A 25,280-nucleotide genomic window follows, 5' to 3' on the forward strand; every position below is an offset into this window, starting at 1 on the left:
AGGTGTCATGACCACCCCTCGTCTCCAGCTCCTGCCCGCCGTCGACGTCGCGGGGGGCCGTGCCGTCCAGCTCGTGCAGGGAGTCGCCGGGACGGGGGGCGAGTTCGGCGAGCCGCTCGAGGCCGCGATGCGGTGGCAGGAGCAGGGCGCCGAGTGGCTCCACCTCGTCGACCTCGACGCGGCCTTCGGGCGCGGCGACAACGCCGAGCTCCTCGCCACGATCGTCGGCGCCCTCGACATCGACGTCGAGATGAGCGGTGGCATCCGGGACGCCGAGACGCTGGAGCGGGCGCTCGCCACCGGCTGCCGACGGGTCAACCTCGGCACCGCCGCACTGGAGAACCCGGAGTGGACCGCGTCGGCGATCGCCGACCACGGTGACCGCGTGGCCGTCGGCCTCGACGTGCGCGGCACGACCTTGGCCGCCCGCGGCTGGACGCAGGAGGGCGGCGACCTCTGGGAGACCCTCGAGCGGCTCGACCGAGAGGGCTGTGCCCGCTACGTCGTCACCGACGTCAACAAGGACGGCATGCTCAAGGGTCCCAACGTCGAGCTGCTGCGCGACGTCTGCGCCCGCACCGACAGGCCCGTCATCGCCTCGGGCGGGGTGTCGACCCTGGCCGACCTGGAGGCCCTGCGCGGCATGGTCGGCGACGGGGTCGAGGGAGCGATCATCGGCTCGGCCCTCTACCGCAAGGCGTTCACCCTTCCCGAGGCTCTCGACGTCGCCGGACGCCCGTGACGCGCGACCTCGTCTTCACCGGTTTCGAGGGCGACGACGGCTCTGCGCCTCCGGTCCTGACCGCGGCCCTCGACCAGGCCGACCCGGCCGCGCTTCTCTCGGCACTGCGCGAGGCCCGCCTCCTCGTGCCCATCGTGGCCGAGCCGGTCGAGACGGCCACCGAGGGTGGACTCACGGTCGACACGCAGACCGACATGGCCGCCGTCACCCTCGTCGCGCCCGACGGCGAGCGGGCCCTCCCGGTCTTCAGCAGCCTCGAGACGCTGGCCGCCTGGGACCCCGACGCCCGCCCCGTCCCTGTCACCTCCGCCCGGGCCGCGCAGGCCGCCGTGAGCGAACGGTGCGACGTCGTCGTCGTCGACGTGGCCGGCCCACGCACCCGCGTCCTCCGGCCCTCGATGGTCTGGGCCCTCGCCCAGGAGCGGAAGTGGCTCCCGGCCCACCTCGACCCCTTCGTCGCCTCCGGCGTCGCCCGCGCCGTCGCCGACGAGCCGGACATCCGTTCCCACCACCTCGAGGAGGGCGCGCCAGCCGGCCAGGGCATCCTCGGCGTCTGCCTCGAGCTCGCCGAGGGCCTCGACGCCGCGGCCGTGCAGGACGTCGCCACCCGGGTGGGGGAGCGCCTCGCCACCGACGGCGAGCTCCGCGCGAGGATCGACGGCCTCGCCTTCCGCATCACCTGATCACCTCACTCGCTGCGCTCGACACTCGCGGGGAGGATCGCAGGGGCCATGATCCTGACGATCCTCCCCGTGAGGCGCCTTCGGAGGCCGCACCCGACCACGAGTCCCGTTGCGTTGCTTGGAACGTGCGTCGGACCGCAGGACTGCGCGCTGACATGATGAGGTGACGCACCTACGAAAGGCTGCGCGCAGTCCGGAGGTCCGCTGAGCGCGTTCCGAGCAACGCCAGGGGCGAGCCAACAGGACGGCATACGCCGAATTGGTCCCGAGGCGTGAGGCTGCTACCGTGGGGCGCTGACCGGCCGTGTCCCTCGGGACATGGTGCGCAAGTGAAGCTCGCTTCCACCCGCGTCGACCCCAGGGTCGCCGGGTTTCTCCACCCGGTCCACGGCATACGTGTATGCCCTGGGCTCCGAGTGGACGGATGTGAGGCTTCTCGGGCGCTGCGCGAGGAGCCTCTCCTCATGTCCGGAGCAGCACGATCGCCTGTCCCAGACCTCAAGGAGTACGACATCAGCGAGCCTCGCATCAACGACCGCATCCGGGTTCCGGAGGTGCGGTTGGTTGGCCCCAACGGCGAGCAGGTCGGCATCGTCCGCGTCGAGGATGCCCTGCGCCTCGCCGCGGAGGCGGACCTCGACCTGGTCGAGGTGGCCCCCATGGCCAAGCCGCCGGTCGCCAAGCTCATGGACTTCGGCAAGTACAAGTACGAAGCCGCCATGAAGGCCCGAGAAGCGCGCAAGAACCAGGTCAACACGGTCATCAAGGAGATCAAGCTCCGACCCAAGATCGACCCGCACGACTACGCCACCAAGAAGGGCCACGTCGAGCGGTTCCTCAAGGGCGGCGACAAGGTCAAGGTGACGATCATGTTCCGCGGACGCGAGCAGTCGCGCCCCGAGCTGGGCTTCCGCCTCCTCCAGCGCCTTGCCGAGGACGTCCTGGAGCTGGGCACGGTCGAGTCCGCGCCCAAGCAGGACGGCCGCAACATGATCATGGTGCTCGCACCGACCCGCAAGAAGTCCGAGGCGCGCGCCGAGCAGCGCCGCAAGAAGGACGACGCCGCGGGTGAGGTCGACGCCGAGGCCGAGCTCAACGAGCAGGTCGAGCAGGCGCAGAAGGTCGACGAGCCCGCTCCGGCCGAGTAGTCGAGCCCCCAAGGATTTCCACAGCACCACCGCAGCACCGACAGCGAAGGAGATCGGCAGCCATGCCGAAGAACAAGACCCACAGCGGGACCAAGAAGCGCTTCCGCGTCACCGGTTCCGGCAAGGTCATGCGCGAGCAGGCCGGTCACGTCCACAAGTTCCACGAGAAGACCCCGCAGAAGGCCCGCGCCCTCAGCAAGGACGTCCTCGTTTCCAAGGCCGACGTCAAGAAGGTCAAGAAGCTTCTCGGCATCTGAGCCGAGTTCCCCGAACGTCCAAGAACAGCAAGGAGTACTCACGTGGCACGCGTGAAGCGGGCAGTCAATGCCCACAAGAAGCGCCGGGTCGTCCTCGAGCGCGCGAGCGGTTACCGCGGTCAGCGGTCCCGTCTCTACCGCAAGGCCAAGGAGCAGGTCACCCACTCCCTCGGCTATGCCTACCGCGACCGTCGCGCCCGCAAGGGTGACTTCCGTCGTCTGTGGATCCAGCGCATCAACGCTGCGGCCCGCGCCAACGGCATGACCTACAACCGCCTCATCCAGGGCCTGAAGGTCGCCGAGATCGAGGTCGACCGTCGTATGCTCGCCGAGCTCGCGGTCAACGACGAGGCCGCCTTCGCCGCCCTCGTGGAGATCGCCAGGGCGAACGTTCCGGCCCAGCAGCCGGTCGCCGAGAAGGCGTCCGCCTGAGCCACCCCGAGGCGCACCCCCTGCGCCCGTGTGAAGCGCCGGGAGAGCCGTGCTGACCAACATCCGATCCGATCGGGTCAGGTCGGTGCGATCGCTCTCCCGGCGCTCGGTGCGTGAGCGGACCGGTCGGTTCGTCGTCGACGGCCCGCAGGGTGTGCGCGAGGCGATCCGGTATGCCGCGGAGCGCGTCGACGACCTCTACGTCACCTCCGTGGCCCTCGAGCGCCACGACGTGATCGTCCAGTCCGCCCTCGAGGCAGGCGTCCGGGTGCACGAGACCGACGACGCCGTGCTCGAGGCGATGTCCGACACCGAGTCGCCCCAGGGGCTCCTCGCGGTGGTCGAGACCCGCACCTCCACCCTCGACGAGGTGCTCGCCTCGTCGCCGCGGCTCGTCGTGCTGCTCACCTCCGTCCGGGATCCCGGGAACGCCGGCACGGTCGTCCGGGGTGCCGACGCCTTCGGCGCCGACGCCGTCCTTCTCACCGACGGCTCCGTCGACGTGCACTCGCCCAAGGTCGTCCGCTCGACCGCCGGCTCGCTGTTCCACCTCCCGGTCGTCACCGGTCTCGATGTCGACGTGACGCTCGACGCGTTGGCGGCACACGGCATACGCACGTTCGCGGCCGACGGGGTCGGCGAGACGCTCCTGCCCGACGTCGACGTGAGCGGTCCGCATGCCTGGGTCCTGGGCAACGAGGCGTGGGGGCTCCCGGCGGAGGTGCGCGGGCGGTGCAGCGACGTCGTTCGCGTCCCGATCTCCGAGCGGGTGGAGTCGCTGAACCTCGCCATGGCCGCCACGATCTGCCTCGCGACCTCGGCAGGCGCGACGCGGCGCTCCTGACGTGACCGGCCCGACCGTGGTGGGATTGGCGCATGGCTGACTCGCAGACGTTCGATGCCGACGCCCACACGTTCCCCGTCTCGGCCGCCTTCGCGGCGGCGGACCTCCTCCCTGACGGCCTCGTCACGGCCGGACCCGACGGCACCGTCGCGTCGGTGAACCGACGGGCCGAGCAGATCCTGGGGTCGGCCTCCGCGCAGATGGAGGGCCGGCACCTGCGCGAGGCCCTGCCACTCGAGACGCGCAACGGAGAGTCGTGGTGGGACGTGGCCGACCCGTGGAGCGGGCTGCGTATCCGCACCGGCCACCGCGAGAAGCTGCTGCAACTTCCCGACGGCCGTGAGCTGCTCGTCACCGCCAGCTACCTGCGGGCCTTCAAGGCCGGCCCGCTGACCGCCGTCGTCGTCGGCCTGCGCGACGCCGAGGGCCGGCGTCGCACGGAGCTCGACCACGCCGCCCTCATCTCGACCATCGCCCACGAGCTGCGCTCACCGCTCACCGGGATCAAGGGCTTCTCGTCGACGCTGCTGCGACGCTGGGACCTCTTCACCGAGGAGCAGCGGCTCACCATGCTCGCCGCCGTCGACGCGGACGCCGACCGGTTGACCCGTCTCATCACCGACCTGCTCGACGTCTCGCGCATCGACGCGGGACGGCTGCGGATCCACGAGGTTCCGCTCTCGGTGCGGGAGATCCTGCGGCGCCACGTCGACCGCGCCGTGGCCTCCGACCGCGACGAGGGCGACTTCACCATCGCCGTCGACGACGACGCCGACGAGATCTATGCCGACGCCGACCGTCTCGACCAGGTGCTTGCCAACCTCGTCGACAACGCCGTGCGACACGGCAGCGGCAAGGTCGACCTCTCCGCGAGCATCCACGAGGGACCGACCGGCCGCGGGGTGCTCATCAGCGTGCGCGACGACGGTGCCGGCATCCCCGCGGAGCAGCGGCGCGCCGTCTTCAGCCGCTTCTGGCACGGGCCGAGCGGCAGTGGCACCGGCCTCGGCCTCTACATCGTCAAAGGAATCGTCGAGGCCCACGGGGGCTGGGCCGAGATCGACGACGCCCCCGCGGGAGGCGCGGTCGTGCGCGTCTTCTTCCCGGGAGAGCCGGCCTAGCGGCGGACTGGTTGGGCCGCCGGGCCGGCGCCGCGTAGCCTGCACGGGCGCTCGGACGGAACCGGGCTGCCCGGGGGAGACGAGGAGGATGGTGCTGCGTGCCCGCGATGTCGCTCGCGCCCTACCGCGTGGTCCTCGCCGCCCCCGGCCTCAGGTCGGCCCTGCTGCTCGGGACCCTGGTCCGGATCCCCGTCTTCTCGGCGGGCGTCCTGCTCACCGTGCACGTCGTCACGACGCTCGGCGGGACGTATGCCGCGGCCGGGCTCCTCGCTGCCGTCGCCACCGTGGCCATCGCGGTCAGCGGGCCGTGGCGCGGGCGCCTGCTCGACCGGATCGGGCTGCGCCGTGTGGTGCTGCCCTCGACCCTCGTCGCGCTGCTCTGCTGGTCCGTGGCGCCGTTCGTGGGCTACCTCCCGCTGCTCGTCCTCGCGGGGGTCGCCGGGCTCTTCGTCGTGCCCACGTTCTCGATCATCCGACAGGCCGTCATCGCCGCCGTTCCGTCGACGGAGCGGCGCACGGCGATCTCTCTGGACGCCGTCGCCGTGGAGCTGTCCTTCATCGTGGGGCCGGCCACCGCCATCTGGGCGGCCTCGCGCTGGGACACGAGGTGGGTCCTCTTCGCCGTGCAGATGCTCGGTGTGGTCGGCGGTGCGGCCCTCTGGGTGGCGAACCCCGTGCTCCGCTCCGAGGTTGAGGCCGAGGACGATGTGCCGCGCCCCGGCGTCTCGGACTGGTTCGGGTTGCCGTTCGTCGCGGTCTGCCTCGCCGCGGCCAGCGCGACCTTCGTCCTCTCCGGCACCGACCTCGGCATCGTGGCCCGGATGCGTGAGCTCGGCGAGCCGACCGCGATCGGGGTGGTGCTCGCGCTCTGGGGGCTGGGCTCGCTCGTCGGGGCGCTGGTCTACGGCGGCCTGAGCCGGTCCATCTCGACGTTCTGGCTGCTCGGCGCGCTGGCGCTCGTCACGCTGCCCATGGCGCTGGCCCACGGCACGATCTCGCTGGCGGCGCTCGGGTTCGTCGCCGGCCTCCTGTGCGCCCCGACCATCACCGCGAGCGTGGACCAGGCGAGCCGGATCGTCCCGGCGTCGGCGCGCGGGGAGGCCATGGGGTGGCACGGGTCCGCGCTCACGCTCGGCGGGGCGCTCGGTGCGCCGTTCGCCGGGCTGGCCATCGACGAGGTCGGCCCGGGTGGGGGCTTCGTCGCCCCCGCGCTCGTCGGGCTGGCGGTGGCCGTCCTCGGTGCCGTCGCCGTGCAAACCCGACGGCGGCGTCGCGCCCCCGCCCGCTAGGCTGGGCCGCATGTCGCCCGTCTCCGACCCCCGCACTCCCCGTGCCGTGCGCCGATTTACGGTGCCCTCGGGTGCGGTGACGTGGCAGGCCTGATCCCTCGCACGGATCGGACGCCCGACGTCCATGCTTCGCCCGGGGGCGCGTCATGACGAATCCACCGACGCCCCAGGCCCGCAGCGCGACGGAATCGCGCCCGCGACGAGAGTGAAGAACCATGTCAGGACCGAACACGAACTTCGACCCCGTGGAGGTCGCCGTGCTCGACCCGGAGGCCATCGACGCCGCGGTCGCGGCCGCGCTGGCCGACATCGCCGCGGCCGGGTCGTTCGACGAGCTCAAGGCGGTGCGCTCGACGCACGCCGGTGACCGGTCACCGCTGGCGCTGGCCAACCGCGAGATCGGCGCCCTGCCTCCGACCGCCAAGGCGGAGGCCGGCAAGCGTGTCGGCCAGGCCCGGGGCCGGGTGAACCAGGGGTTCGCCGCCCGCCAGGCCGAGCTCGAGACCGAGCGGGACGAGCGGATCCTCACCGAGGAGGCCGTCGACGTCACCCTGCCCACCGGCCGTCGCCCCCTCGGGCGGCGTCATCCGATCGAGCTCATGTCGCAGCGCATCGCCGACCTCTTCGTCGGGATGGGCTGGGAGATCGCCGAGGGCCCCGAGATCGAGGCGGAGTGGTTCAACTTCGACGCGCTCAACTTCGACGCCGACCACCCGGCCCGGCAGATGCAGGACACCTTCTACGTCGACCCGCCCGAGGACGGCCTGGTCCTTCGGACCCACACCTCGCCGGTGCAGGCGCGCACGCTCCTCGACCGGGGCGTGCCGGTCTACGTCGCGGCCATCGGACGGGTCTTCCGCACCGACGAGCTCGACGCGACGCACATGCCCGCCTTCCACCAGGTCGAGGGCCTCGCCGTCGACGAGGGCATCACCATGGCCCACCTCAAGGGCACGCTCGACCGGCTGGCGTCCGAACTCTTCGGTGACGGCATCACGACGCGGCTGCGGCCGTCGTTCTTCCCCTTCACCGAGCCGAGTGCCGAGGTAGACCTGCGCTGCTTCGTCTGTGCCGGCGCCGACCCGGACTGCCGGACCTGCAAGGGGACCGGATGGATCGAGTGGGGAGGCTGCGGCATGGTCAACCGCAACGTGCTCACGGCGTGCGGGGTCGACCCCGAGCGCTACACGGGGTTCGCGTTCGGGATGGGGATCGACCGTTCGCTGATGTTCCGCACGGGCGTCAGCGACATGCGGGACATGATCGAAGGTGACGTGCGCTTCGACGCACAGTTCGGGATGGAGATCTGATGCGCGTTCCCATCGACTGGCTGCGCGAGTACGTCGCAGTGCCGCACGACGCCACCGGCGAGCAGATCGCAGCAGACCTCGTGCGCGTGGGGCTCGAGGAGGAGGGCCTCCACACCGGTGGGGTCACCGGACCGCTCGTCGTGGGCCGCGTGCTCACCATGGAGCCCGAGCCGCAGAAGAACGGCAAGACGATCAACTGGTGCACCGTCGACGTCGGTGACGCCAACGGGACCGGCGAGCCACAGGGCGTCGTCTGCGGAGCCCACAACTTCGCACCCGGCGACCTCGTCGCCGTCATCCTGCCCGGCGGTGTGCTGACCACGCCCCAGGGACGCCTCGAGGTCAGCGCCCGCAAGACCTACGGTCACGTCTCGGCCGGGATGATCTGCTCCGAACGCGAGCTCGGCATCGGTGACGACCACGACGGGATCCTCGTCCTCGGCCGGAAGTTCGTTGGACAGGGCGACGTCCTCGACGCCCTCGTGCCGGGAGCGGACGCCATCCCGCTGCTGGGCCTGGACCGTGAGACGGTCGAGGTCAACGTCACGCCAGACCGTGGCTACTGCTTCTCCGTGCGCGGTGTGGCACGGGAGTACTCCCACGCCACGGGGGCGGACTTCACCGACCCCGCGCTGGCGCTCGACGCCGCCGCTCCCGCTCCCACCGACGGCGGGTTCTCGGTCCGGCTGGCCGACGACGACCCGGTCAGGGGCAACCCCGGCTGCGACCGCTACGTCGCCAGGGTGGTCCGCGGGATCGACGTCGCGGCGCCGACCCCGTCATGGATGGCCGCTCGCCTGACCGAAGCGGGCATGCGGCCGATCTCCCTGCCGGTCGACGTCACCAACTACGTCATGCTCGGGCTCGGTCAGCCGCTGCACGCCTTCGACCTGGCCACGCTGGAGGAGCCGGTCGTCGTCCGCCGGGCGCGCGCGGGTGAGCGCCTGACGACCCTCGACGGCACCGACCGCGCCCTCGACGCCGGCGACCTGCTCATCACCGACCGGGGCGGGGAGCGAGCCGTCGCGATCGCCGGTGTCATGGGTGGGGCGGAGACCGAGGTGGGCGAGGGCACCCGCGACGTCCTCGTCGAGGCTGCCCACTTCGAGCCGGTGACGATCGCCCGCTCGGCCCGCCGACACAGGCTGCCGTCGGAGGCCTCGCGACGCTTCGAACGTGGGGTGGACCCGGCCCTGGCTGCTGCGGCCGCCCAGCTCGCCGTCGACCTGCTCGTCGAGCACGGCGGCGGAGTGGCCGACCCCGACGTCACCGACGTGGGCGGCCCTGCCGTGCCGGACGCGGTCTCGATGCCGCTCGACTTCCCCTCCCGGATCGTCGGTGTCGACTACACCCCCGACGAGGTCACCTCGATCCTCGAGTCCATCGGCTGCGCCGTGGCTCGCGAGGGGGACGTCGTCAGGGTCGTCCCGCCGACCTGGCGCCCCGACCTCACCACGGCCGCGGACCTCGTCGAGGAGGTCGCCCGCATCCACGGCTACGACCGGATCCCCTCGGTCCTGCCGACCCCGCCCGGTGGGACCGGCCTCACCCACGCGCAACGGGTGCGCCGCACCGTCGCCGACGTGCTGGCGGTCCAGGGGCTCTTCGAGGTCTGGAGCGCGCCCTTCGTCGGCGCTGACCGCTACACCGCCCTCGGGCTCGACCTCGATGCCGAGCTCGCACGCTCGGTGCGACTGGCCAACCCGTTGTCCGACGAGCAGCCGCTCATGCGCACGCGCCTGCTCGCCACCCTCGTCGACGCCCTGCGTCGCAACGTCGCCCGCGGCGCGCGCGACGTCGGGATCTTCGAGACCGGACTCGTCGTCGACCGCCGGGGGTATCAGCGACCGGCGCCGACCGAGGACGTCGGAGTGCGCCCCTCCGATGACACGCTGGCCGCGATCCGCGCAGCCGTCCCCGCGCAGCCGCGGCACGTGGCGTTCGCCCTCGCCGGCGACCGCGACCGTCGCGGCTGGTGGGGACCCGGTCGCCCTGTGGACGTCACCGACGCCGTGGACCTCGTCCGGATCCTCGGCGAGGCGCTCTCGGTGGGGGTGACCGTCGTGGCCGACACCGTCGCGCCGTACCACCCGGGCCGCTGCGCCCGGGTCGAGCTGGCCGACGGCACGGTGGTCGGCCACGTCGGCGAGCTGCACCCCAAGGTGGTCACGGCCCTCGGGCTGCCCGCCCGCTCGGTCGCGGGTGAGCTGGACCTCGACGTCCTCATCCGTGCGGCCGAGCGGACCGTCCAGGCGTCGACGCTCGTGACCTTCCCGATGGCGCAGAGCGACGTCGCCCTCGTCGTGGACGACTCCGTGACGGTCGCCGAGGTCGAGGGCGCCCTGCGAGAGGGAGCGGGGGAGTCGCTCGAGGCGGTCTCGCTCTTCGACGTCTACCGCGGGGACCAGCTGCAGCCGGGGCAGAAGTCGCTCGCCTACCACCTGACCTTCCGGGCGGACCGCACGCTCACCACCGAGGAGGTGTCCGGCCTGCGCGACTCCGCGGTGGCCTCGGCCGCCCGTCGTACGGGCGCGGTGCAGCGGTGAGCCGGGTCGCGATCGTCACCGGGGCGTCTCGCGGCATCGGCGCGCACGTCGCCGCCGCGTTGGAGCAGGCCGGGTATGCCGTCGAGCGCGGTTCGCGATCCGTCGCGCCGGTGACCGACCGCACGGCGGTGGAGTCCTGGGTGGAGGACGTCGTCGCACGGCACGGCCACGTCGACCTGCTCGTCAACAACGCGGGCGTCATCGACGCGGAGGTTCCGCTCGCCGACAGCGACCCCGACGAGTGGTGGGAGACGGTCGAGGTCAACGTGCGCGGTCCCTACCTCATGACGCGGTCGGTCCTGCCCCATCTCACGCCGGGCACGGGTCGGATCGTCAACATCAACTCCGGCGCCGCCTACCGCAACGCGGGCGTCGCGACGGCATACAACGTCAGCAAGGGCGCCCTGGCGCGGCTCACGTCGCAGCTCGGGCTGGGCGAGGACCGGTCGGCCCTCGTCTTCGACCTCGCACCCGGAGTCGTCCGCACCGACATGACCGAGGCGATGGTCATGCACCGTGGTCGCACCGAGTGGACCTCACCGGTCGAGGTCACCACGCTGCTGCTGGCGCTCGCCTCGGGCAGGCTCGATGCGTGGAGCGGGCGACTCGTCCGGGCCGGAGTCGACACGCCTGAGTCCCTACTGCTGCGGGCTCAGCAAGGTCTGGGGGACCTCGACCGCACCCTCGGGCTGATGTGCTGGGGCGACGACGACCCGCTGACCTGAGCTGAGCCCGCGCCAGTGGGGGCGGCCCTCAGTCGACGACGACCGGGAGGCGGTCGAGGACGTCGTCGTCGATGGCGGCGCGGAGCGTCAGGCACGCGGCCCAGAGGGCGAGGGCCCCCGCCCTGCTCCCCGGCGGCCAGCCCGCGGCATCGCCCGGGTCGGACTGCGAGACCGCCAGCACCGACCGGGTGTCCGTCGGGTCGACGTGCGGCCACGCGACGGCACACTCGCGCGCCCTCGCGACGAGCTGCACGGCATACCCCCCGCCCTCCTCGCGAGCCCATGCAGCCACCGCCGCCGGCGACGTCGACGCGAGGTCCCCGATCGTGCGCACCCCCCGGGCCTCCAGCCGTGTCGCCCACCGCTCGCCGACGCCCCGCAGCGCAGAGACGGCCAGCCTTCCCACGAGGTCGGGGACGTCCGCCACGGCGGGCTCCGCGGTCCCGGACGCTGCGTCGCGCACCGTCCCGCTGGGGCGCATGACGACCTCGGCCTGCCAGACCACGTCCTCCCACGCGGTGCTGAGCTCGCTGGGTCGCGACCCGATCCGGCCGATGACCCTCTCGACGGTCAGTGCCCCGGCGGAGTCGAAGGCCCGCAGGGCTCCGGCGACACCCGCGTCGGCCTCCCGGGCGACGAGGGCCGCCAGCTCCTGCGGTCCCACGTCACGGCTCCGTCCGGAAGCGGATCTCGATCTCGCCGAAGACGTCGGCCTTCTCGGCGGGCGTCCCCGGCTCCGGGTCGGTCTCCGGCGGGCGGACCCGCAGGCGCAGGTCGCGGATGCCGTCGAGCACCTCCGGGCGCAGCACCTGGGCGCGAGGACCGAGGAGGTCGGTGATGCGGCTGACCGGGAGGGAGCTGAGCACGTCCCGTGTCACCGCCGGCGTCAGCGCGGAGCCGGCCCGTGGCGTGGGGACCGGCGTGGTGTCCGCTCGACGAGTGGTGGTGAAGGCGAGCTTGGCCCGCAGGACGCCACCGTCGACGACGACGCGCGGGACGCCCCGTCGACGGACCTGCTGCACGGACTCGAGGTGGCGACGGGCGAGCAGGAGCGCGACGGCGTTGCGGATCGTCCCGACGTCCCCGCTCGTGAGCCCGCCGTCACGCCGGGGAACAGTGGCCTCGAGCTCGGCGAGCACGTCCTCCGACGGGATCGCGCCGCCGACGACCACGGTCGTCCCTCCCTGCCCGTCCGGGAAGAGCTCGACGAGGGTGAGGTCGACCATGCCGGCGGTGATGGAGGTGACGGCGACCTGCTCCGGGGTGAAGTCGGCTGCCGCTTCGAGGGCGCGCAGCCGGTCCTCCTGGCTGGCGTGGGACGCCACGATCGAGTCGAGGGTCTCGACGAGGAGGACCGCCACGAACTCCGCGAACCCGACGTCGGACACTGTGCTGTCAGGCATGACTCGGAACTCCTTCCGGCGCAGGCGGTCAGGGGGTCTCGAGCGGCAGGTAGTCCGTCTTGAAGTTGATCTTCACCCCGCCGGTGATGGTGACGTCGACCCCGGAGCTGGACCCGCTGGCGGTGTTGCTCGTGCTGACGTTGACCGACGTGTAGGCCGTGCTCGCCGAGGCCTTGACCCAGGCGGAGAGGATGCTCCCCGTCTGCGCGTTGGCCTTGAGCTGGAACTGCTGGCTCGAGTAGCGGCTGGAGTTGTTGCGCAGGAAGTCCGACCCGTAGGAGTGGAAGTTCAGGCCGCTCTCGATCGTGCCGTCGGTGACGACGAGGCGAAGCATGCCGAGCTTGACCATCTCCTTGAGCAGCGTGTACTTGTTCGCCGCGATGCGCGTGGCGACGGCGTCCCGGATGGCGTCGATGTCCTCGGGCTTCAGCGCGGCGGCCTTGGCCGGCTTCGGGTCGGAGATGACGGCACCGGTGCTCGGGTCCGTGACGGCCACCGACGTGTTGACGGCTTCGATCTGTTGCGCGGTGAGCTTGCCGCCCTCGATGACGGCGGTCGGGCTCTCGCTCGTGTCGGGCGTGTCGGCGTTGCGGGGGGCGAGTGCCGTGAGGAGCTGCATGATCTCGCCCGGCCCGATGTCGTCCTTGGTCTCGTTCACGTAGTCCTTGAGCGACCTGCTGGTCGCCTGGAGCAGCTCGATGAACGCCTGCTGCTGACGCAGGTTCGACGCGACCAGCGTGTCGAACACGTCGCTGACGAGCTTCGTCGTGAACTCGACGAAGCCGATCTCGTTGAGCCGCGTCGCGGCCGCCATGGCTTCGTTGACACCGGACATGATGGTTCTCCCTCGCTCGAGACCCCTGCCCTGTGCGAGGTCGCTACGTGGAGGAGCACCCGGGGAGCGGGCCTGATACCTCTCCTCCGAGATTGCATAGAGTTGCCGCGCTGTGCAAGAATATGCACATGCTGAGAGTCGCTGTTGCCGGTGCCAGCGGCTACGCCGGGGGCGAGGCCCTGCGCTGGCTGCTCGAGCACCCCGAGGTGGAGATCGGTGCCGTGACGGCTGGTGGGAGCGCAGGGACGAGGCTGGGCGCGGTCCACCCCCACCTGCGTGCCCTCGCCGACCGGGTCCTCCTCGACACCACGCCCGAGACCCTTTCCGGCCACGATGCCGTCATCCTCGCCCTGCCGCACGGGCACTCCGCGGCCGTCACGGAGTCGCTCGATGCTGACACGGTCGTCATCGACTGCGGCGCCGACTTCCGGCTGCGCAGCGAGTCCGCGTGGACAACCTTCTACGACACCCCGTATGCCGGGTCGTGGGCGTACGGCCTGCCCGAGCTGCCGCTGGCCGGAGGTGGGCGCGGACGCGACCAGCTCCATGGGACGCAGCGCATCGCGGTCCCGGGGTGCTATCCCACCGCCGTGAGCCTCGCCCTGGCACCCGGCCTCGCCGCCGGTGTCGTCGAGGGCGACGACGTGGTCGTCGTCGCCGCCTCCGGCACCTCGGGGGCGGGCAAGGCGCTCAAGCCGCACCTGCTCGGCTCCGAGGTCATGGGGTCGATGTCGCCCTACGGCGTCGGCGGCACCCATCGGCACACCCCCGAGATCGAGCAGAACCTGTCGGCCGCGTCGGGCGCCCCGGTCCGGGTGTCGTTCACACCCACGCTCGCCCCGATGCCTCGGGGCATCCTCGCCACGACCACCGCACGGGTCGCGCCCGGCACGACGGCCGCCGACGTCCGGGAGGCGTGGCACACGGCATACGCCGACGAGCCGTTCGTGCACCTGCTCGAGCCCGGCACCTGGCCGGCCACCGCGCACGTGATCGGCAGCAACCACGTCGAGGTCCAGGTCGCCCTCGACGAGCGGGTCGGTCGCGTGGTGGCCGTGGCCGCCGTCGACAACCTCGCCAAGGGGACGGCCGGCGCAGCCGTCCAGTGCCTCAACCTCGCCGTCGGCCTGCCCGAGCCGACCGGCCTGCTCGGATCGGGGGTGGCGCCGTGAGCGCCATGCGGCTGCACCTCATGACCCATCCGGAGGCCCTCGTCATCGCGCGCCTCGACGCCGGCGTGGAGCCCCCGTGGGACTGGACACCCGGGCCGTTCTCGTCACTGAGCCGCTCGCCGCAGGAGACCTCCGTGGTCTGCCTCGAGGAGGTCGTCCCCTCCGGCACCCTCACCGAGGGACCGTTCCGCGCGGTCGAGGTGGCCGGACCGCTCGCCTTCGACGCGGTCGGCGTCATGGCCGAGATCCTCACCCCACTCGTCCCCGCCGGGATCAGCGTCCTGGCCCTCTCGACCTACGACACCGACTGGGTCCTCGTCCCCCAGGATGAGATCACGGTCGCCGAGTCGGTGTGGCGCAAGGCCGGCCTCATCATCACCCCGACGATCCTGACGGGACGGAGCGGATCATGAGCGTCACCTCGGCACAGGGATTCCGCGCCGCGGGCGCGACTGCGGGCCTCAAGAGCTCCGGAGTGAGTGACGTCGCCCTCGTCGTCAACGACGGTCCCGACCACCACGTCGCCGCGGTCTTCACGAGCAACCGGGTCGAGGCGGCGCCGGTCACGTGGTCACGCCAGGTCGTCTCCGACGCACGCGCGGACGCGGTCTTCCTCAACTCCGGCGGTGCCAACGCCTGCACCGGAGCGCGTGGCTTCCAGGACGCCCACCGCACGGCCGAGCTCGTGGCCGAGGCGCTCGGTGCGAGCGCGACCGACGTCGTCGTCTGCTCGACCGGCCTCATCGGCGAGTTCCTGCCCATGGACCGGATCGAGACCGGGGTCCGGCTCACCGCCGACGCCCTGGCCGACGACGGCGGGCCGACCGCCGCGAGCGCCATCATGACGACCGACTCCGTGCCCAAGCAGGCCGTGCTCGCGGGTGACGGCTGGACCGTCGGCGGGATGGCCAAGGGCGCCGGCATGCTCGCTCCCGGCCTCGCGACGATGCTCTGCGTCCTGACGACGGACGCGGTCGTCGAGCCGGCAGACCTCGACACGGCTCTTCGGGCCGCCACGGCGCGCACCTTCGACCGGGTCGACTCCGACGGGTGCATGTCGACCAACGACACCGTGGTGCTGCTGGCCTCAGGTGCCTCGGGGGTGGCCGTGGACCTGCCCGGCCTCACCGCCGCCGTGGCCGGCGTCTGTGACGACCTCGCCCGCCAGCTCGTCGCCGATGCCGAGGGTGCGAGCCACGAGATCGCGGTGGAGGTGCGGTCCGCGGCGACCGAGGCGGACGCCGTCGAGGTGGCGCGGTCGGTCACCCGCAGCAACCTCTTCAAGGCGGCCATCTTCGGGCGGGACCCCAACTGGGGCCGGGTCCTCGCCGCCGTCGGCACGACCGGCGCGGCGTTCGACCCCACGCTGCTGGACGTCGCCATCAACGGCGTCGAGGTGTGCCGGGGCGCGACCGTCGGCGAGGGCCGCTCGCTCGTCGACCTCGCCCCCCGTGAGGTGCGCGTCGTCGTCGACCTCCACGCCGGCGAGGCCACCGCCACCGTGTGGACCAACGACCTCACCCACGACTACGTCCACGAGAACTCGGCGTACAGCTCGTGAGGCAGCCGGCCATGAGCGACGAGTCCACGAGGGCCAAGGCCAGCACGCTGGTCGAGGCACTGCCCTGGCTCGAGCGGTTCCGCGGCGCGCTCGTCGTCGTCAAGTACGGCGGCAACGCGATGGTCGACGACGACCTCAAGCTCGCCTTCGCCCAGGACGTCGCCTTCCTCCGGTATGCCGGCCTGCGGCCCGTCGTCGTGCACGGCGGCGGTCCGCAGATCCAGGCGATGCTCGACCGGCTGGGGCTCGAGAGCGAGTTCAGGGGTGGGCTGCGCGTCACCACCCCCGAGGTGATGGACGTCGTCCGCATGGTGCTGACCGGACAGGTCGGCCGTGAGCTCGTCGGGCTGCTCAACCAGCACGGCCCCATCGCGGTCGGCCTCTCGGGCGAGGACGGCGCCCTCTTCGGTGCCCGTCGTCGGGGCGTCGTCGTCGACGGCGTCGAGGAGGACCTCGGGCTCGTGGGGGACGTCGTCGCGGTGAACACGCAGTCGGTCCAGGACCTCCTCGATGTGGGCCGCATCCCCGTGGTCTCCACCGTCGCCCCCGACCTCGACCACGAGGGCCAGGTCCTCAACGTCAACGCCGACACCGCCGCCGCAGCCCTCGCGTCCGCGCTCGGCGCCCGCAAGCTCGTCGTCCTCACCGACGTCGAGGGTGTGTATGCCGCGTGGCCGGACCGGTCGTCGCTGCTCTCGACCCTGCCGCTCAGCCGGGCGCGCGAGCTGCTCCGCACGGTGGACAGCGGGATGATCCCCAAGCTCGAGGCCTGCATCCGGGCCGTCGAGGGAGGTGTGCCCCAGGCGCACGTCATCGACGGCCGCGAACCCCACGCCCTGCTGCTCGAGGTCTTCACCTCCGAAGGCATTGGCACGCTGATCGAGGAGGACGCATGAGCACCCACGCCACGTCGCCGTCGCAGGACCTGCTGGACCGCTACGAACGCTCCCTCATTCCCGTCTTCGGGACCCCGCAGCTCGTCCTCGAGCGGGGGGAGGGTGCCTGGGTCTGGGACGTCGACGGCCGGCGCTACCTCGACCTCGTCGGCGGCATCGCCGTCAACGCCCTCGGCCACAACCACCCGGCCCTCGTCGCAGCCGTCTCGAAGCAGGTGGGCGAGATGGCGCACATCTCCAACTTCTTCACCTCCCGGGTGCAGGTCGAGCTGGCCGAGCGAATCCTCGCGATCGCCGCGGCTCCGGAAGGGTCCGGGGTCTTCTTCGCCAACTCCGGGGCCGAGGCGATCGAGGCCGCGATCAAGCTGTCGCGCCGCACCGGTCGGACCGGCATCGTCGCGGCCGAGGGCGCCTTCCACGGGCGCACCACCGGCGCCCTGGCCCTGACCCACAAGGCCGCCTACCGCGAGCCCTTCGCGCCGCTCCTCGACGGCGTGAGCCACGTGCCGTTCAACGACATCGAGGCCCTGCGCGCCGCCGTGGGCAGCTCGACCGCCGCGGTCGTCCTCGAGCCGGTCCAGGGTGAGGCGGGAGCGGTGGTCGCCGACCCGGCATACCTGCGGGCAGCGCGCGAGATCACCACAGCGGCAGGTGCGCTGCTCGTCATCGACGAGGTGCAGTCCGGTGTCGGCCGCACCGGCGACTGGTTCGGCCACACCGCCAGCGGGATCGTGCCCGACGCGATCACCCTCGCCAAGGGCCTGGGCGGCGGGCTGCCCATCGGCGCACTGGTCACCTTCGGATCTGACGTCACCGGGCTCCTCACCGCGGGGCAGCACGGCTCCACGTTCGGCGGGAACCCGCTCGTCGCGGCGGCCGCCCTCAGCGTGCTGTCCACGATCGAGGTCGACGGCCTGCTGGCGCACGTCACGCAGATGGGGGAGCACCTCGCCTCCTCGGTCGCGGCGCTGGAGCACCCCGACGTCGTGGAGGTGCGGGGCCGGGGCCTGCTGCGTGCGGTGGTCCTGCGCTCGGAGCTCTCCGCCGCCGTCACCGTTGCCGCCCGCGACGCCGGCTTCCTCGTCAACCCGGTGGCACCGGACGCGATCCGCCTCGTCCCGCCGCTCACCATCTCGCGGGACGAGCTCGACCTCTTCGTCACCGCCCTCCCGTCACTCATCGCCACCGCCAAGGAGCCGGCACCATGACCACGACCGTCCGTCACTTCCTCCGCGACGACGACGTGTCGCCGCAGGAGCAGGCCGAGATCCTCGACCGCGCTGCGGCGATCAAGTCGCGCCCGTTCACCGACCGTACGCTCGAGGGTCCCCAGGTCGTCGCCGTCCTCTTCGACAAGCAGACGCTGCGGACCCAGGTCTCCTTCGCCGCGGCCATCGCCCACCTCGGCGGCTTCCCGCTCGTCATCGACGGCAAGCTCGCCCAGGTCGGCGTGCGCGAGTCGATCGCCGACGTCGCCCGCGTGCTGACCCGCGAGGCCACGGCGATCGTGTGGCGCACCTACGGGCAGGAGCGCATCGAGGAGATGGCGGCGCACTCCAGCGTTCCGGTCGTCAACGCCCTCACCGACCAGTTCCACCCGTGCCAGATCCTCGCCGACCTGCTGACCATCAAGGAGCACAAGGGCACGCTCGCGGGGCTGACCTTCGCCTACGTCGGTGACGGGGCCAACAACATGAGCCACAGCTACCTGCTCGGCATGGTGATGTCGGGGTTGCACGTGCGCATCGGGACGCCGGCGGACTACCAGCCCCACCCCACGGTGCTCGCCCGGGCACGCGAGCTCGCCGCCGGGACCGGGGGGTCCGTGACGATCGTCGAGGACCCGGTGGAGGCGGTCACGGGCGCGGACGTCGTCGCGACCGACACGTGGGTGTCCATGGGCTTCGAGAAGGAGAAGGAGTCGCGCCAGGGCTCGACGAGCCCCTTCGCCCGCTACGCGGTGAGCGCCGACCTCATGGCCCGGGCCGCCGCAGACGCGATCTTCCTGCACTGCCTGCCCGCCTACCGCGGCTTCGAGGTCGACGCGTCGGTCATCGACGGCCCCCAGTCCGTCGTGTGGGACGAGTCCGAGAACCGGCTGCACGCGCAGAAGGCCGTGCTGTCGTGGCTCGTCGAGAAGTCGGGAGGCGGCCGCCGATGACGATGTCCTCGAGCCGCACGGCGCGCCAGCAGCGGATCGTGTCGATCCTGTCGAGCCGAGCGGTCCGCTCGCAGACCGAGCTCCTCGGCATCCTCGGCGCCGACGGCATCGAGGTCACCCAGGCGACGCTCTCCCGGGACCTCGTCGACGTCGGCGCGGAGAAGGTGCGGGTGGGCAAGAGTCTCGTGTATGCCGTTCCCGGCGAGGGTGGAGACCGGACCGTGCGGGTGGCTCCGGACGGTGAGGAGACCACGAGCCGGCTCGCCCAGCGCTGCCACGAGCTGCTCGTCTCCGCCGACGTCTCGTCCAACCTCGTCGTCCTGCGGACGCCGCCCGGCGCCGCCAACTTCCTCGCGTCGGCCATCGACCACACGAGCGTGCGAGGCGTCGTCGGGACGATCGCGGGGGATGACACGATCATGGTGATCACGACCGGCGCCGCCGCCTCCCGCACGGTGGCCGAGCGCCTCATGGCCTACACCCGCAAGGAGAACGTGTGAGCGACACCGGCTCGACCGGTCCGGAGCAGGGACGCCTCAGCCTCTGGGGAGGGCGCTTCTCCGGAGGCCCCGCCGACGCCCTCGCGGAGCTGTCCCGGTCCACCCACTTCGACTGGCGGCTCGCCCCGCACGACGTCGCCGGCTCGCGCGCCCACGCCCGGGTGCTGCACTCCGCCGGACTGCTCGGTGACGACGAGCTGGCGGCGATGCTGGCGGGCCTGGAGCAGCTCGCTGCCGACGTCGCGTCGGGCGCCTTCGTGCCCGCCCCCGACGACGAGGACGTCCACACCGCGCTGGAGCGCGGTCTCATCGAGCGCGCCGGCCCGGAGGTCGGCGGACGGCTCCGTGCGGGACGCTCCCGCAACGACCAGGTCGCCACGCTCGTCCGGATGTACCTCCGCGAGCACGCGCGCACCGTCGCCGGCCTGGGGCTCGACGTCGTCGACGCCCTGATCGCCCAGGCCGAGCGGCACCCGGGCGTGGCGATGCCCGGCCGCACCCACCTGCAGCACGCCCAGCCCGTGCTGCTGGCCCACCACCTCCTCGCCCATGCGTGGCCGCTGCTGCGTGACGTCGACCGGCTCCGCGACTGGGACACCCGCGCCGCCCTGAGCCCCTACGGCTCCGGTGCGCTGGCCGGCAGCTCGCTGGGCCTCGACCCCGAGGCCGTGGCCGCCGACCTGGGCTTCGACGGCGCGGTCGAGAACTCGATCGACGGCACTGCCGCGCGCGACGTCGTCGCCGAGTTCGCGTTCGTCACCACCATGGTCTCGGTCGACCTGTCGCGCATCGCCGAGGAGGTCGTCCTGTGGGCGACCAAGGAGTTCGGGTTTCTCACCCTGGCCGACTCGTACTCGACCGGGTCGAGCATCATGCCCCAGAAGAAGAACCCCGACGTGGCCGAGCTCGCCCGGGGCAAGGCCGGCCGTCTCGTCGGCAACCTCACCGGCCTGCTGACGACGCTCAAGGGTCTGCCGCTGGCCTACAACCGCGACCTGCAGGAGGACAAGGAGCCGGTGTTCGACTCGATCGACACCCTCGAGGTCCTGCTGCCCGCCTTCAGCGGCATGGTCGCCACGATGGTCTTCGACACCGACCGGCTGTCGTCGCTGGCACCCCAGGGCTTCTCGCTCGCCACCGACGTCGCCGAGTGGCTCGTCCGCCAGGGGGTGCCCTTCCGGGTCGCCCACGAGGTGGCGGGGGAGTGCGTGCGGGCCTGTGAGGCACGTGGCATCGAGCTCTGGGACCTCTCCGACGACGACCTCGCGTCGATCTCCGAGCACCTCACCCCCGACGTGCGGGACGTGCTCACGGTGGAGGGCTCGCTGTCCTCGCGGGATGCCAAGGGCGGCACCGCACCGGTCCGGGTGGCCGAGCAGCTGGCCCGTGCCGCGGACGTGTCCGCCGAAGCCAGGACCTGGGCGACGGCGACCCTCGTCGTCCGGTGACCCTCGTCCGACCGTTCTTCGCGCGACCGGCACCCGTCGTGGCTCCCGAGCTGCTCGGCTGCCGGATCACCCACGGCGAGGTGACGCTGCGGCTGACCGAGGTCGAGGCCTACACCGGCGAGGGGCTCGACCCCGGGTCACACGCCTTCCGCGGGCGCACACCCCGGACCGAGGTGATGTTCGGCGAGGCCGGCCACCTCTACGTCTACTTCAGCTACGGCATGCACTGGTGCGCGAACGTCGTGTGCGGGGACGAGGGCGAGGCGCAGGCGGTGCTGCTCCGAGCCGGCGCGGTCGTCGCCGGCCACGACGTGGCCGCCGCCCGCCGCGACGGTGTGAAGGAGCGGGACTGGGCGCGCGGGCCGGCGCGGCTCACCAGCACCCTCGGCATCGACCGCGCCCACGACGGGGCCGATGTGTGCGGTCCCGCATCAGCCGTGACCTTCTCGCCGCCCGAGCACCCGGTCGACCCCGCGTCCGTCCGCACCGGCCCGCGGGTCGGCGTCAGCGGTCCCGGTGGTGACGGGACGGCATACCCCTACCGTTACTGGCTCGACGGTGAGCCGACCGTCAGTGCCTACCGGCCCGCGGTTGCTCGGCGACGTAGGCCGTGATCTCGTCGTCCACCCGTCGCTTGACCTCGTCGGGCGCATAGCTCACCTCGACCGCCGTCCGGGCGAGGTCGGCCAGGCCGTCCTCGTCGAGGTCCAGGAGGTCCGCCGCGATCGCGTACTCCCGGTTGAGGGTCGTGCCGAACATCGGGGGGTCGTCGCTGTTGACGGTGACGACGACACCGGCGTCGCGAAGGGCGCGGATCGGGTGGTCCTCGAGGCGCTCGACGCAGCGGGTGGCGATGTTCGACGTCGGGCAGACCTCGAGCGGGATGCGTTCGGCGACGAGGCGCTCGACGAGGGCGGGGTCGTCGACCGCGCGGATGCCGTGCCCGATGCGTTCGGCGCCGAGGGCGTCCAGCGCGTCCCGGACGGACTGCGCGTCGGTGGACTCGCCGGCGTGCGGGAGCGAGCGCAGGCCGGCCGCCCTCGCCTGCTCGAAGTGCGGCGCGAACTGCGGCCGGGGCACCTCCGGACCGCCGAGACCGAAGCCGATGAGCGTGCTGGGTCCGTGCTCGAGGGCGTAGCCCAGGGTCGCGTCGGCCGACGCGAGGCCCGCCTCGCCGGGGATGTCGTAGATCCAGCGAAGGACGATCCCGTGGTCGCGCTCCGCCAGGCGGCGCGCATCCTCGATCGCCTCGGTGTACGCCTCGATGGCGATGCCCGCTCGCACGCTCGTGAAGGGAGTCATGGTGAGCTCGGCGTACCGCACCTGTTGTGCCGCAAGGCCCTCCGCCACCTCGTAGGTGAGCAGGTGCAGGTCCTCGGGGGTGCGCAGGAGCGCGACGACGGCGAGGTAGACGTCGATGAAGTGCGCGAAGTCGGAGAAGGTGTAGAAGTCCCGCAGCGCGTCGATGCCCTGCGGCACACCCGCATCCGGGTGACGCTCGGCCAGCCGTGCCACCGTCTCGGGTCGTGCCGACCCGACGTGGTGCACGTGCAGCTCCGCCTTCGGCAGCCCTGCGATGAACTCGTCGTATGCCGTCCGCTCACCCATGTGCCGCAGTCTGTCAGTCGGCCAGGACCTCGGTGACGGCACGAGCGCCGAGGGGTGCGAGGGCGTGGCCGCGGGGCTCGTAGATCCAGTGCGCGATGCGGCCCTGGATCGCCGCGCACGCCCGGCCCCAGGCCCACGACACCTCATCGACCTCGAGGAGTGCCCGGAAGCGCTTCCGGCCCGGCCGGTCGAGGACCCACCAGGCGGGGGTGAGGTCGGTCGCGGCATACCCGGTCGTCAGCGTCCCGAAGTCGAGCAGGCCCACGAGGTCGTCACCGCGGGAGACGAGGTTGCCCGGGATGAGGTCGGCGTGCAGGAGGACCCGGGTGGCGTCCGGTGTCCCGGCGGACAGCGCGTCGTGGACGACCGCTCGGACCGGCGTGGCGTCGAGGGGGCCGGAGACGGCGTCGTCGGGCTGGTCGAGCCCCGCAGCGCGCTCCCGCAGGTGCCCGCCGCGGGAGCCCACGGGCCACAGGTCGCGCGGCACACGGTCGAGGTCGACGTCCCGCAGGGCCACCAGCGTCGCGGCCAGGGCGTCCGCCCACGCCGCGGGCACGGGCCCGGTGAGCACCCGGGCCGACACGTCCGTCCCCGTGATCCAGTGGTTGACCGTCCACCTGTGGGGATAGTCCTCGGTCGCGGAACCGACGTGCTCGACCTCGGGGACCTCGAGGGGGAGCCGGCCCCGGAGCCGGGGCAGCCAGTCGACCTCCTTGCGCAGCCCCGTCTCGGCCTCTGCGTTCCGTGGCAGTCGGACCACGAGCTCCTCCCCGAGGCGCCAGGTGGTGTGCTCGGTGCCCGACGTCGTCATCGGTCGGAGGGGGAGGGTGCGCCACTGCGGGCACTGGCTGTCCACGAGCGATCGCACGAGCCCGCCGGTCATGGGCGTGTCACCGTCGAGGAGCGTGGGCATGGGCCACATCCCACACGGCGACGCGGTGCGGCGTCCACCGAGTTCGTCGTGGCAGGCTGGCGCGCGTGAACGACATCCTTGCCGAGCTCCAGTGGCGTGGCCTCGTGGCCCAGACGACCGACGAGGACGCCCTGCGCGCCGCCCTCACCGGCGGACCGGTCACCGGCTACTGCGGCTTCGACCCGACCGCCCCGTCCCTGCACTTCGGCAACCTCGTGCAGCTCATCGTGCTGCGCCACCTCCAGCGGGCCGGGCACCGCGTCATCTGCCTCGTCGGGGGCTCGACCGGCCTCATCGGTGACCCGCGTCCCAGTGCGGAGCGCGTGCTCAAGACCAAGGAGCAGACGGCCGACTGGGTTGCCCGCATCCAGGACCAGGTGCAGCCCTTCCTCCGCTTCGAGGGCGACAACGCCGCGGTGATGGTCAACAACCTGGACTGGACGGCGCCCCTGTCTGCACTCGACTTCCTGCGCGACATCGGCAAGCACTTCCGGGTCAACCAGATGGTCAGGAAGGAGGCGGTGGCGGCCCGGCTCGCCTCGGACGAGGGGATCTCGTACACGGAGTTCAGCTACCAGATCCTCCAGGGACTGGACTTCCTCGAGCTGTACCGCTCCCACGGATGCACGCTCCAGACCGGTGGCCAGGACCAGTGGGGCAACCTCACCGCCGGTTCCGACCTCATCCACAAGGTCGAGGGGGAGTCGGTGCACCTGCTCACCACCCCCCTGGTCACGGACGCGGCCGGCAACAAGTTCGGCAAGAGCGAGGGCAACGCGGTGTGGCTCTCCGCCGAGATGACGAGCCCCTACGCCTTCTACCAGTACTGGGTCAACGTCGAGGACGCGTCCGTCGTCAAGCTGCTGAAGATCTTCACCGACCGCACCCGGGAGGAGATCGCCGAGCTGGAGCGCCAGGTCGCGGACGAGCCCTTCCGGCGCGCTGCGCAGCGCACCCTGGCCGCCGACGTCACGACCCTCGTCCACGGGGCGGCGGCGACCGCCTCCGTCCAGGCCGCCTCCGAGGCGCTCTTCGGCAAGGGGGACCTCGGCGCCCTCGACGCCTCGACCCTGCGGGACGCCACGGCCGAGCTCCCCGGAGGAGAGGTCTCCCCGGGGATGACGATGACCGACGCCCTCGTGGCCGTCGGCCTGGTCGAGTCACGCAACGCCGCACGCCGGGCGATCGGTGACGGCGGTGCCTCCGTCAACGGCACCAAGGTCACCGACCCGGAGATGACGCTGCGTGACGAAGACTTCCTGCACGGCGCCGTGGCCATCCTCAGGCGTGGCCGCAAGTCCATGGCCGCTGCTCGCAAGGCCTGATTGCCCTCTGGCACAACACGATCCGGTATGCCGGCCCCTGTCGCGAGACGCGCGTCCGGAGACGGATTTGTGTTCCGTGGAGAACGTCCTCTAATCTTCTCGACGTCAGCCCGACAGGGAGGAACGGACACCACCGCGTGAGGCCCAGCGCCTTGCACGACGCAGGCCGGTCCCGCGGCAGACCCCAGCAGCTCGACCCGACGGAGACGTCGTCGACGCTGCGGGTGTAGCGCCGCAAGGCGGCTACGCTGGAACCATTCCCCACTGGGCCAGGAACGCGGGAATCGCGGGTTTGGCTGGTTGCCGGAAGGCTGCTACGGTGGGTGCCCCGCTGAGATCCAAGCGCGACGAGGACCGGTTC

At 72.2% G+C, this 25,280-nt stretch carries 26 protein-coding genes; 21 read left to right on the forward strand and 5 right to left on the reverse strand.

The window, feature by feature from the left end:
- Positions 1-7 precede the first annotated feature (7 nt).
- The 11 genes from priA (at position 8) to ACOJV9_RS08300 (ending at position 11,097) form a co-directional block, all read left to right on the forward strand.
- Entirely contained in the window at positions 8-742 is a 735-nt protein-coding gene (priA, locus tag ACOJV9_RS08250) for a bifunctional 1-(5-phosphoribosyl)-5-((5-phosphoribosylamino)methylideneamino)imidazole-4-carboxamide isomerase/phosphoribosylanthranilate isomerase PriA (protein ID WP_420184710.1), read from the forward strand.
- Positions 739-1,425, forward strand: a complete 687-nt coding sequence (locus ACOJV9_RS08255) for an SseB family protein (RefSeq protein ID WP_420184711.1) — start codon at positions 739-741, stop codon at positions 1,423-1,425. Before priA ends, ACOJV9_RS08255 begins: the two co-directional genes overlap by 4 nt.
- Positions 1,426-1,889: 464 nt before the next feature.
- Positions 1,890-2,573, forward strand: coding sequence for a translation initiation factor IF-3 (infC, locus tag ACOJV9_RS08260; protein WP_420184712.1), 684 nt, complete (start codon positions 1,890-1,892; stop codon positions 2,571-2,573).
- Positions 2,574-2,635: 62 nt separating this feature from the next.
- A complete protein-coding gene (gene rpmI / locus ACOJV9_RS08265; RefSeq protein ID WP_009775194.1) occupies positions 2,636-2,830 on the forward strand; it encodes a 50S ribosomal protein L35 in 195 nt (64 codons plus the stop codon).
- Between the two features lie 42 nt (positions 2,831-2,872).
- Positions 2,873-3,262: a 50S ribosomal protein L20 gene (rplT, locus tag ACOJV9_RS08270; RefSeq protein ID WP_420184713.1), complete on the forward strand. Its 390-nt coding sequence runs from the start codon at positions 2,873-2,875 to the stop codon at positions 3,260-3,262.
- Positions 3,263-3,311: 49 nt separating this feature from the next.
- On the forward strand, positions 3,312-4,106 hold the full coding sequence (locus tag ACOJV9_RS08275) for a TrmH family RNA methyltransferase (protein ID WP_420184714.1): 795 nt from the start codon (positions 3,312-3,314) through the stop codon (positions 4,104-4,106).
- A gap of 32 nt (positions 4,107-4,138) precedes the next feature.
- Positions 4,139-5,227, forward strand: a complete 1,089-nt coding sequence (locus ACOJV9_RS08280) for a PAS domain-containing sensor histidine kinase (RefSeq protein ID WP_420184715.1) — start codon at positions 4,139-4,141, stop codon at positions 5,225-5,227.
- A gap of 107 nt (positions 5,228-5,334) precedes the next feature.
- Complete coding sequence (locus ACOJV9_RS08285; protein ID WP_420184741.1) at positions 5,335-6,516, forward strand: MFS transporter; 1,182 nt, start codon at positions 5,335-5,337, stop codon at positions 6,514-6,516.
- A gap of 215 nt (positions 6,517-6,731) precedes the next feature.
- The gene (pheS, locus tag ACOJV9_RS08290; RefSeq protein ID WP_420184716.1) at positions 6,732-7,826 is read left to right on the forward strand and encodes a phenylalanine--tRNA ligase subunit alpha; all 1,095 of its coding nucleotides are present in this window, start codon (positions 6,732-6,734) and stop codon (positions 7,824-7,826) included.
- Entirely contained in the window at positions 7,826-10,372 is a 2,547-nt protein-coding gene (pheT, locus tag ACOJV9_RS08295; protein ID WP_420184717.1) for a phenylalanine--tRNA ligase subunit beta, read from the forward strand. Before pheS ends, pheT begins: the two co-directional genes overlap by 1 nt.
- Positions 10,369-11,097 carry an SDR family NAD(P)-dependent oxidoreductase gene (locus tag ACOJV9_RS08300; RefSeq protein ID WP_420184718.1) on the forward strand — a complete coding sequence of 243 codons (729 nt, stop codon included), beginning with the start codon at positions 10,369-10,371 and terminating at the stop codon, positions 11,095-11,097. The genes pheT and ACOJV9_RS08300 overlap by 4 nt, the downstream gene beginning before the upstream one ends.
- A 28-nt stretch (positions 11,098-11,125) precedes the next feature.
- Here the strand turns inward: ACOJV9_RS08300 and ACOJV9_RS08305 are convergent, their stop codons facing one another.
- The 3 genes from ACOJV9_RS08305 to ACOJV9_RS08315 are packed head-to-tail and all read right to left on the reverse strand — an operon-like array spanning position 11,126 to position 13,335.
- Complete coding sequence (locus ACOJV9_RS08305; protein WP_420184719.1) at positions 11,126-11,761, reverse strand: hypothetical protein; 636 nt, start codon at positions 11,759-11,761, stop codon at positions 11,126-11,128.
- A gap of 1 nt (position 11,762) precedes the next feature.
- Positions 11,763-12,500, reverse strand: a complete 738-nt coding sequence (locus tag ACOJV9_RS08310; RefSeq protein WP_420184720.1) for a hypothetical protein — start codon at positions 12,498-12,500, stop codon at positions 11,763-11,765.
- 28 nt (positions 12,501-12,528) lie between these two features.
- Positions 12,529-13,335, reverse strand: coding sequence for a hypothetical protein (locus tag ACOJV9_RS08315; protein WP_420184721.1), 807 nt, complete (start codon positions 13,333-13,335; stop codon positions 12,529-12,531).
- A 128-nt stretch (positions 13,336-13,463) separates the two neighbouring features.
- Here ACOJV9_RS08315 and argC point away from each other — a divergent pair, with 128 nt between their 5' ends.
- The 9 genes from argC to ACOJV9_RS08360 are packed head-to-tail and all read left to right on the forward strand — an operon-like array spanning position 13,464 to position 21,687.
- Positions 13,464-14,507: an N-acetyl-gamma-glutamyl-phosphate reductase gene (argC, locus tag ACOJV9_RS08320; RefSeq protein WP_420184722.1), complete on the forward strand. Its 1,044-nt coding sequence runs from the start codon at positions 13,464-13,466 to the stop codon at positions 14,505-14,507.
- A 5-nt stretch (positions 14,508-14,512) separates the two neighbouring features.
- Positions 14,513-14,920, forward strand: coding sequence for an ACT domain-containing protein (locus ACOJV9_RS08325; RefSeq protein ID WP_420184742.1), 408 nt, complete (start codon positions 14,513-14,515; stop codon positions 14,918-14,920).
- The gene (gene argJ, locus ACOJV9_RS08330; protein ID WP_420184723.1) at positions 14,917-16,068 is read left to right on the forward strand and encodes a bifunctional glutamate N-acetyltransferase/amino-acid acetyltransferase ArgJ; all 1,152 of its coding nucleotides are present in this window, start codon (positions 14,917-14,919) and stop codon (positions 16,066-16,068) included. Before ACOJV9_RS08325 ends, argJ begins: the two co-directional genes overlap by 4 nt.
- A gap of 11 nt (positions 16,069-16,079) precedes the next feature.
- Positions 16,080-16,964: an acetylglutamate kinase gene (gene argB / locus ACOJV9_RS08335; protein ID WP_420184724.1), complete on the forward strand. Its 885-nt coding sequence runs from the start codon at positions 16,080-16,082 to the stop codon at positions 16,962-16,964.
- Positions 16,961-18,172, forward strand: a complete 1,212-nt coding sequence (locus tag ACOJV9_RS08340; RefSeq protein WP_420184725.1) for an acetylornithine transaminase — start codon at positions 16,961-16,963, stop codon at positions 18,170-18,172. The genes argB and ACOJV9_RS08340 overlap by 4 nt, the downstream gene beginning before the upstream one ends.
- Positions 18,169-19,125, forward strand: a complete 957-nt coding sequence (gene argF, locus ACOJV9_RS08345; protein WP_420184726.1) for an ornithine carbamoyltransferase — start codon at positions 18,169-18,171, stop codon at positions 19,123-19,125. Before ACOJV9_RS08340 ends, argF begins: the two co-directional genes overlap by 4 nt.
- A complete protein-coding gene (locus tag ACOJV9_RS08350; protein ID WP_420184727.1) occupies positions 19,122-19,625 on the forward strand; it encodes an arginine repressor in 504 nt (167 codons plus the stop codon). Before argF ends, ACOJV9_RS08350 begins: the two co-directional genes overlap by 4 nt.
- The gene (gene argH / locus ACOJV9_RS08355) at positions 19,622-21,073 is read left to right on the forward strand and encodes an argininosuccinate lyase (RefSeq protein WP_420184728.1); all 1,452 of its coding nucleotides are present in this window, start codon (positions 19,622-19,624) and stop codon (positions 21,071-21,073) included. Before ACOJV9_RS08350 ends, argH begins: the two co-directional genes overlap by 4 nt.
- Positions 21,070-21,687: a DNA-3-methyladenine glycosylase gene (locus ACOJV9_RS08360; protein WP_420184729.1), complete on the forward strand. Its 618-nt coding sequence runs from the start codon at positions 21,070-21,072 to the stop codon at positions 21,685-21,687. The genes argH and ACOJV9_RS08360 overlap by 4 nt, the downstream gene beginning before the upstream one ends.
- Here ACOJV9_RS08360 and ACOJV9_RS08365 read toward each other — a convergent pair.
- A complete protein-coding gene (locus ACOJV9_RS08365; protein ID WP_420184730.1) occupies positions 21,644-22,681 on the reverse strand; it encodes an adenosine deaminase in 1,038 nt (345 codons plus the stop codon). The two genes, ACOJV9_RS08360 and ACOJV9_RS08365, sit on opposite strands and share 44 nt — an antisense overlap.
- Before the next feature lie 13 nt (positions 22,682-22,694).
- On the reverse strand, positions 22,695-23,594 hold the full coding sequence (locus ACOJV9_RS08370; protein WP_420184731.1) for a phosphotransferase: 900 nt from the start codon (positions 23,592-23,594) through the stop codon (positions 22,695-22,697).
- A gap of 65 nt (positions 23,595-23,659) precedes the next feature.
- On the opposite strand from ACOJV9_RS08370, the gene tyrS reads away from it, so the two are divergent.
- Positions 23,660-24,919 (forward strand): tyrosine--tRNA ligase, encoded by a 1,260-nt coding sequence (gene tyrS, locus ACOJV9_RS08375; protein WP_420184732.1) that lies wholly within the window; start codon positions 23,660-23,662, stop codon positions 24,917-24,919.
- The last annotated feature ends 361 nt before the right edge of the window (positions 24,920-25,280 follow it).

It is taken from the genome of Knoellia terrae, assembly GCF_048606435.1.
GTDB classification, from domain to species: domain Bacteria; phylum Actinomycetota; class Actinomycetes; order Actinomycetales; family Dermatophilaceae; genus Knoellia; species Knoellia terrae.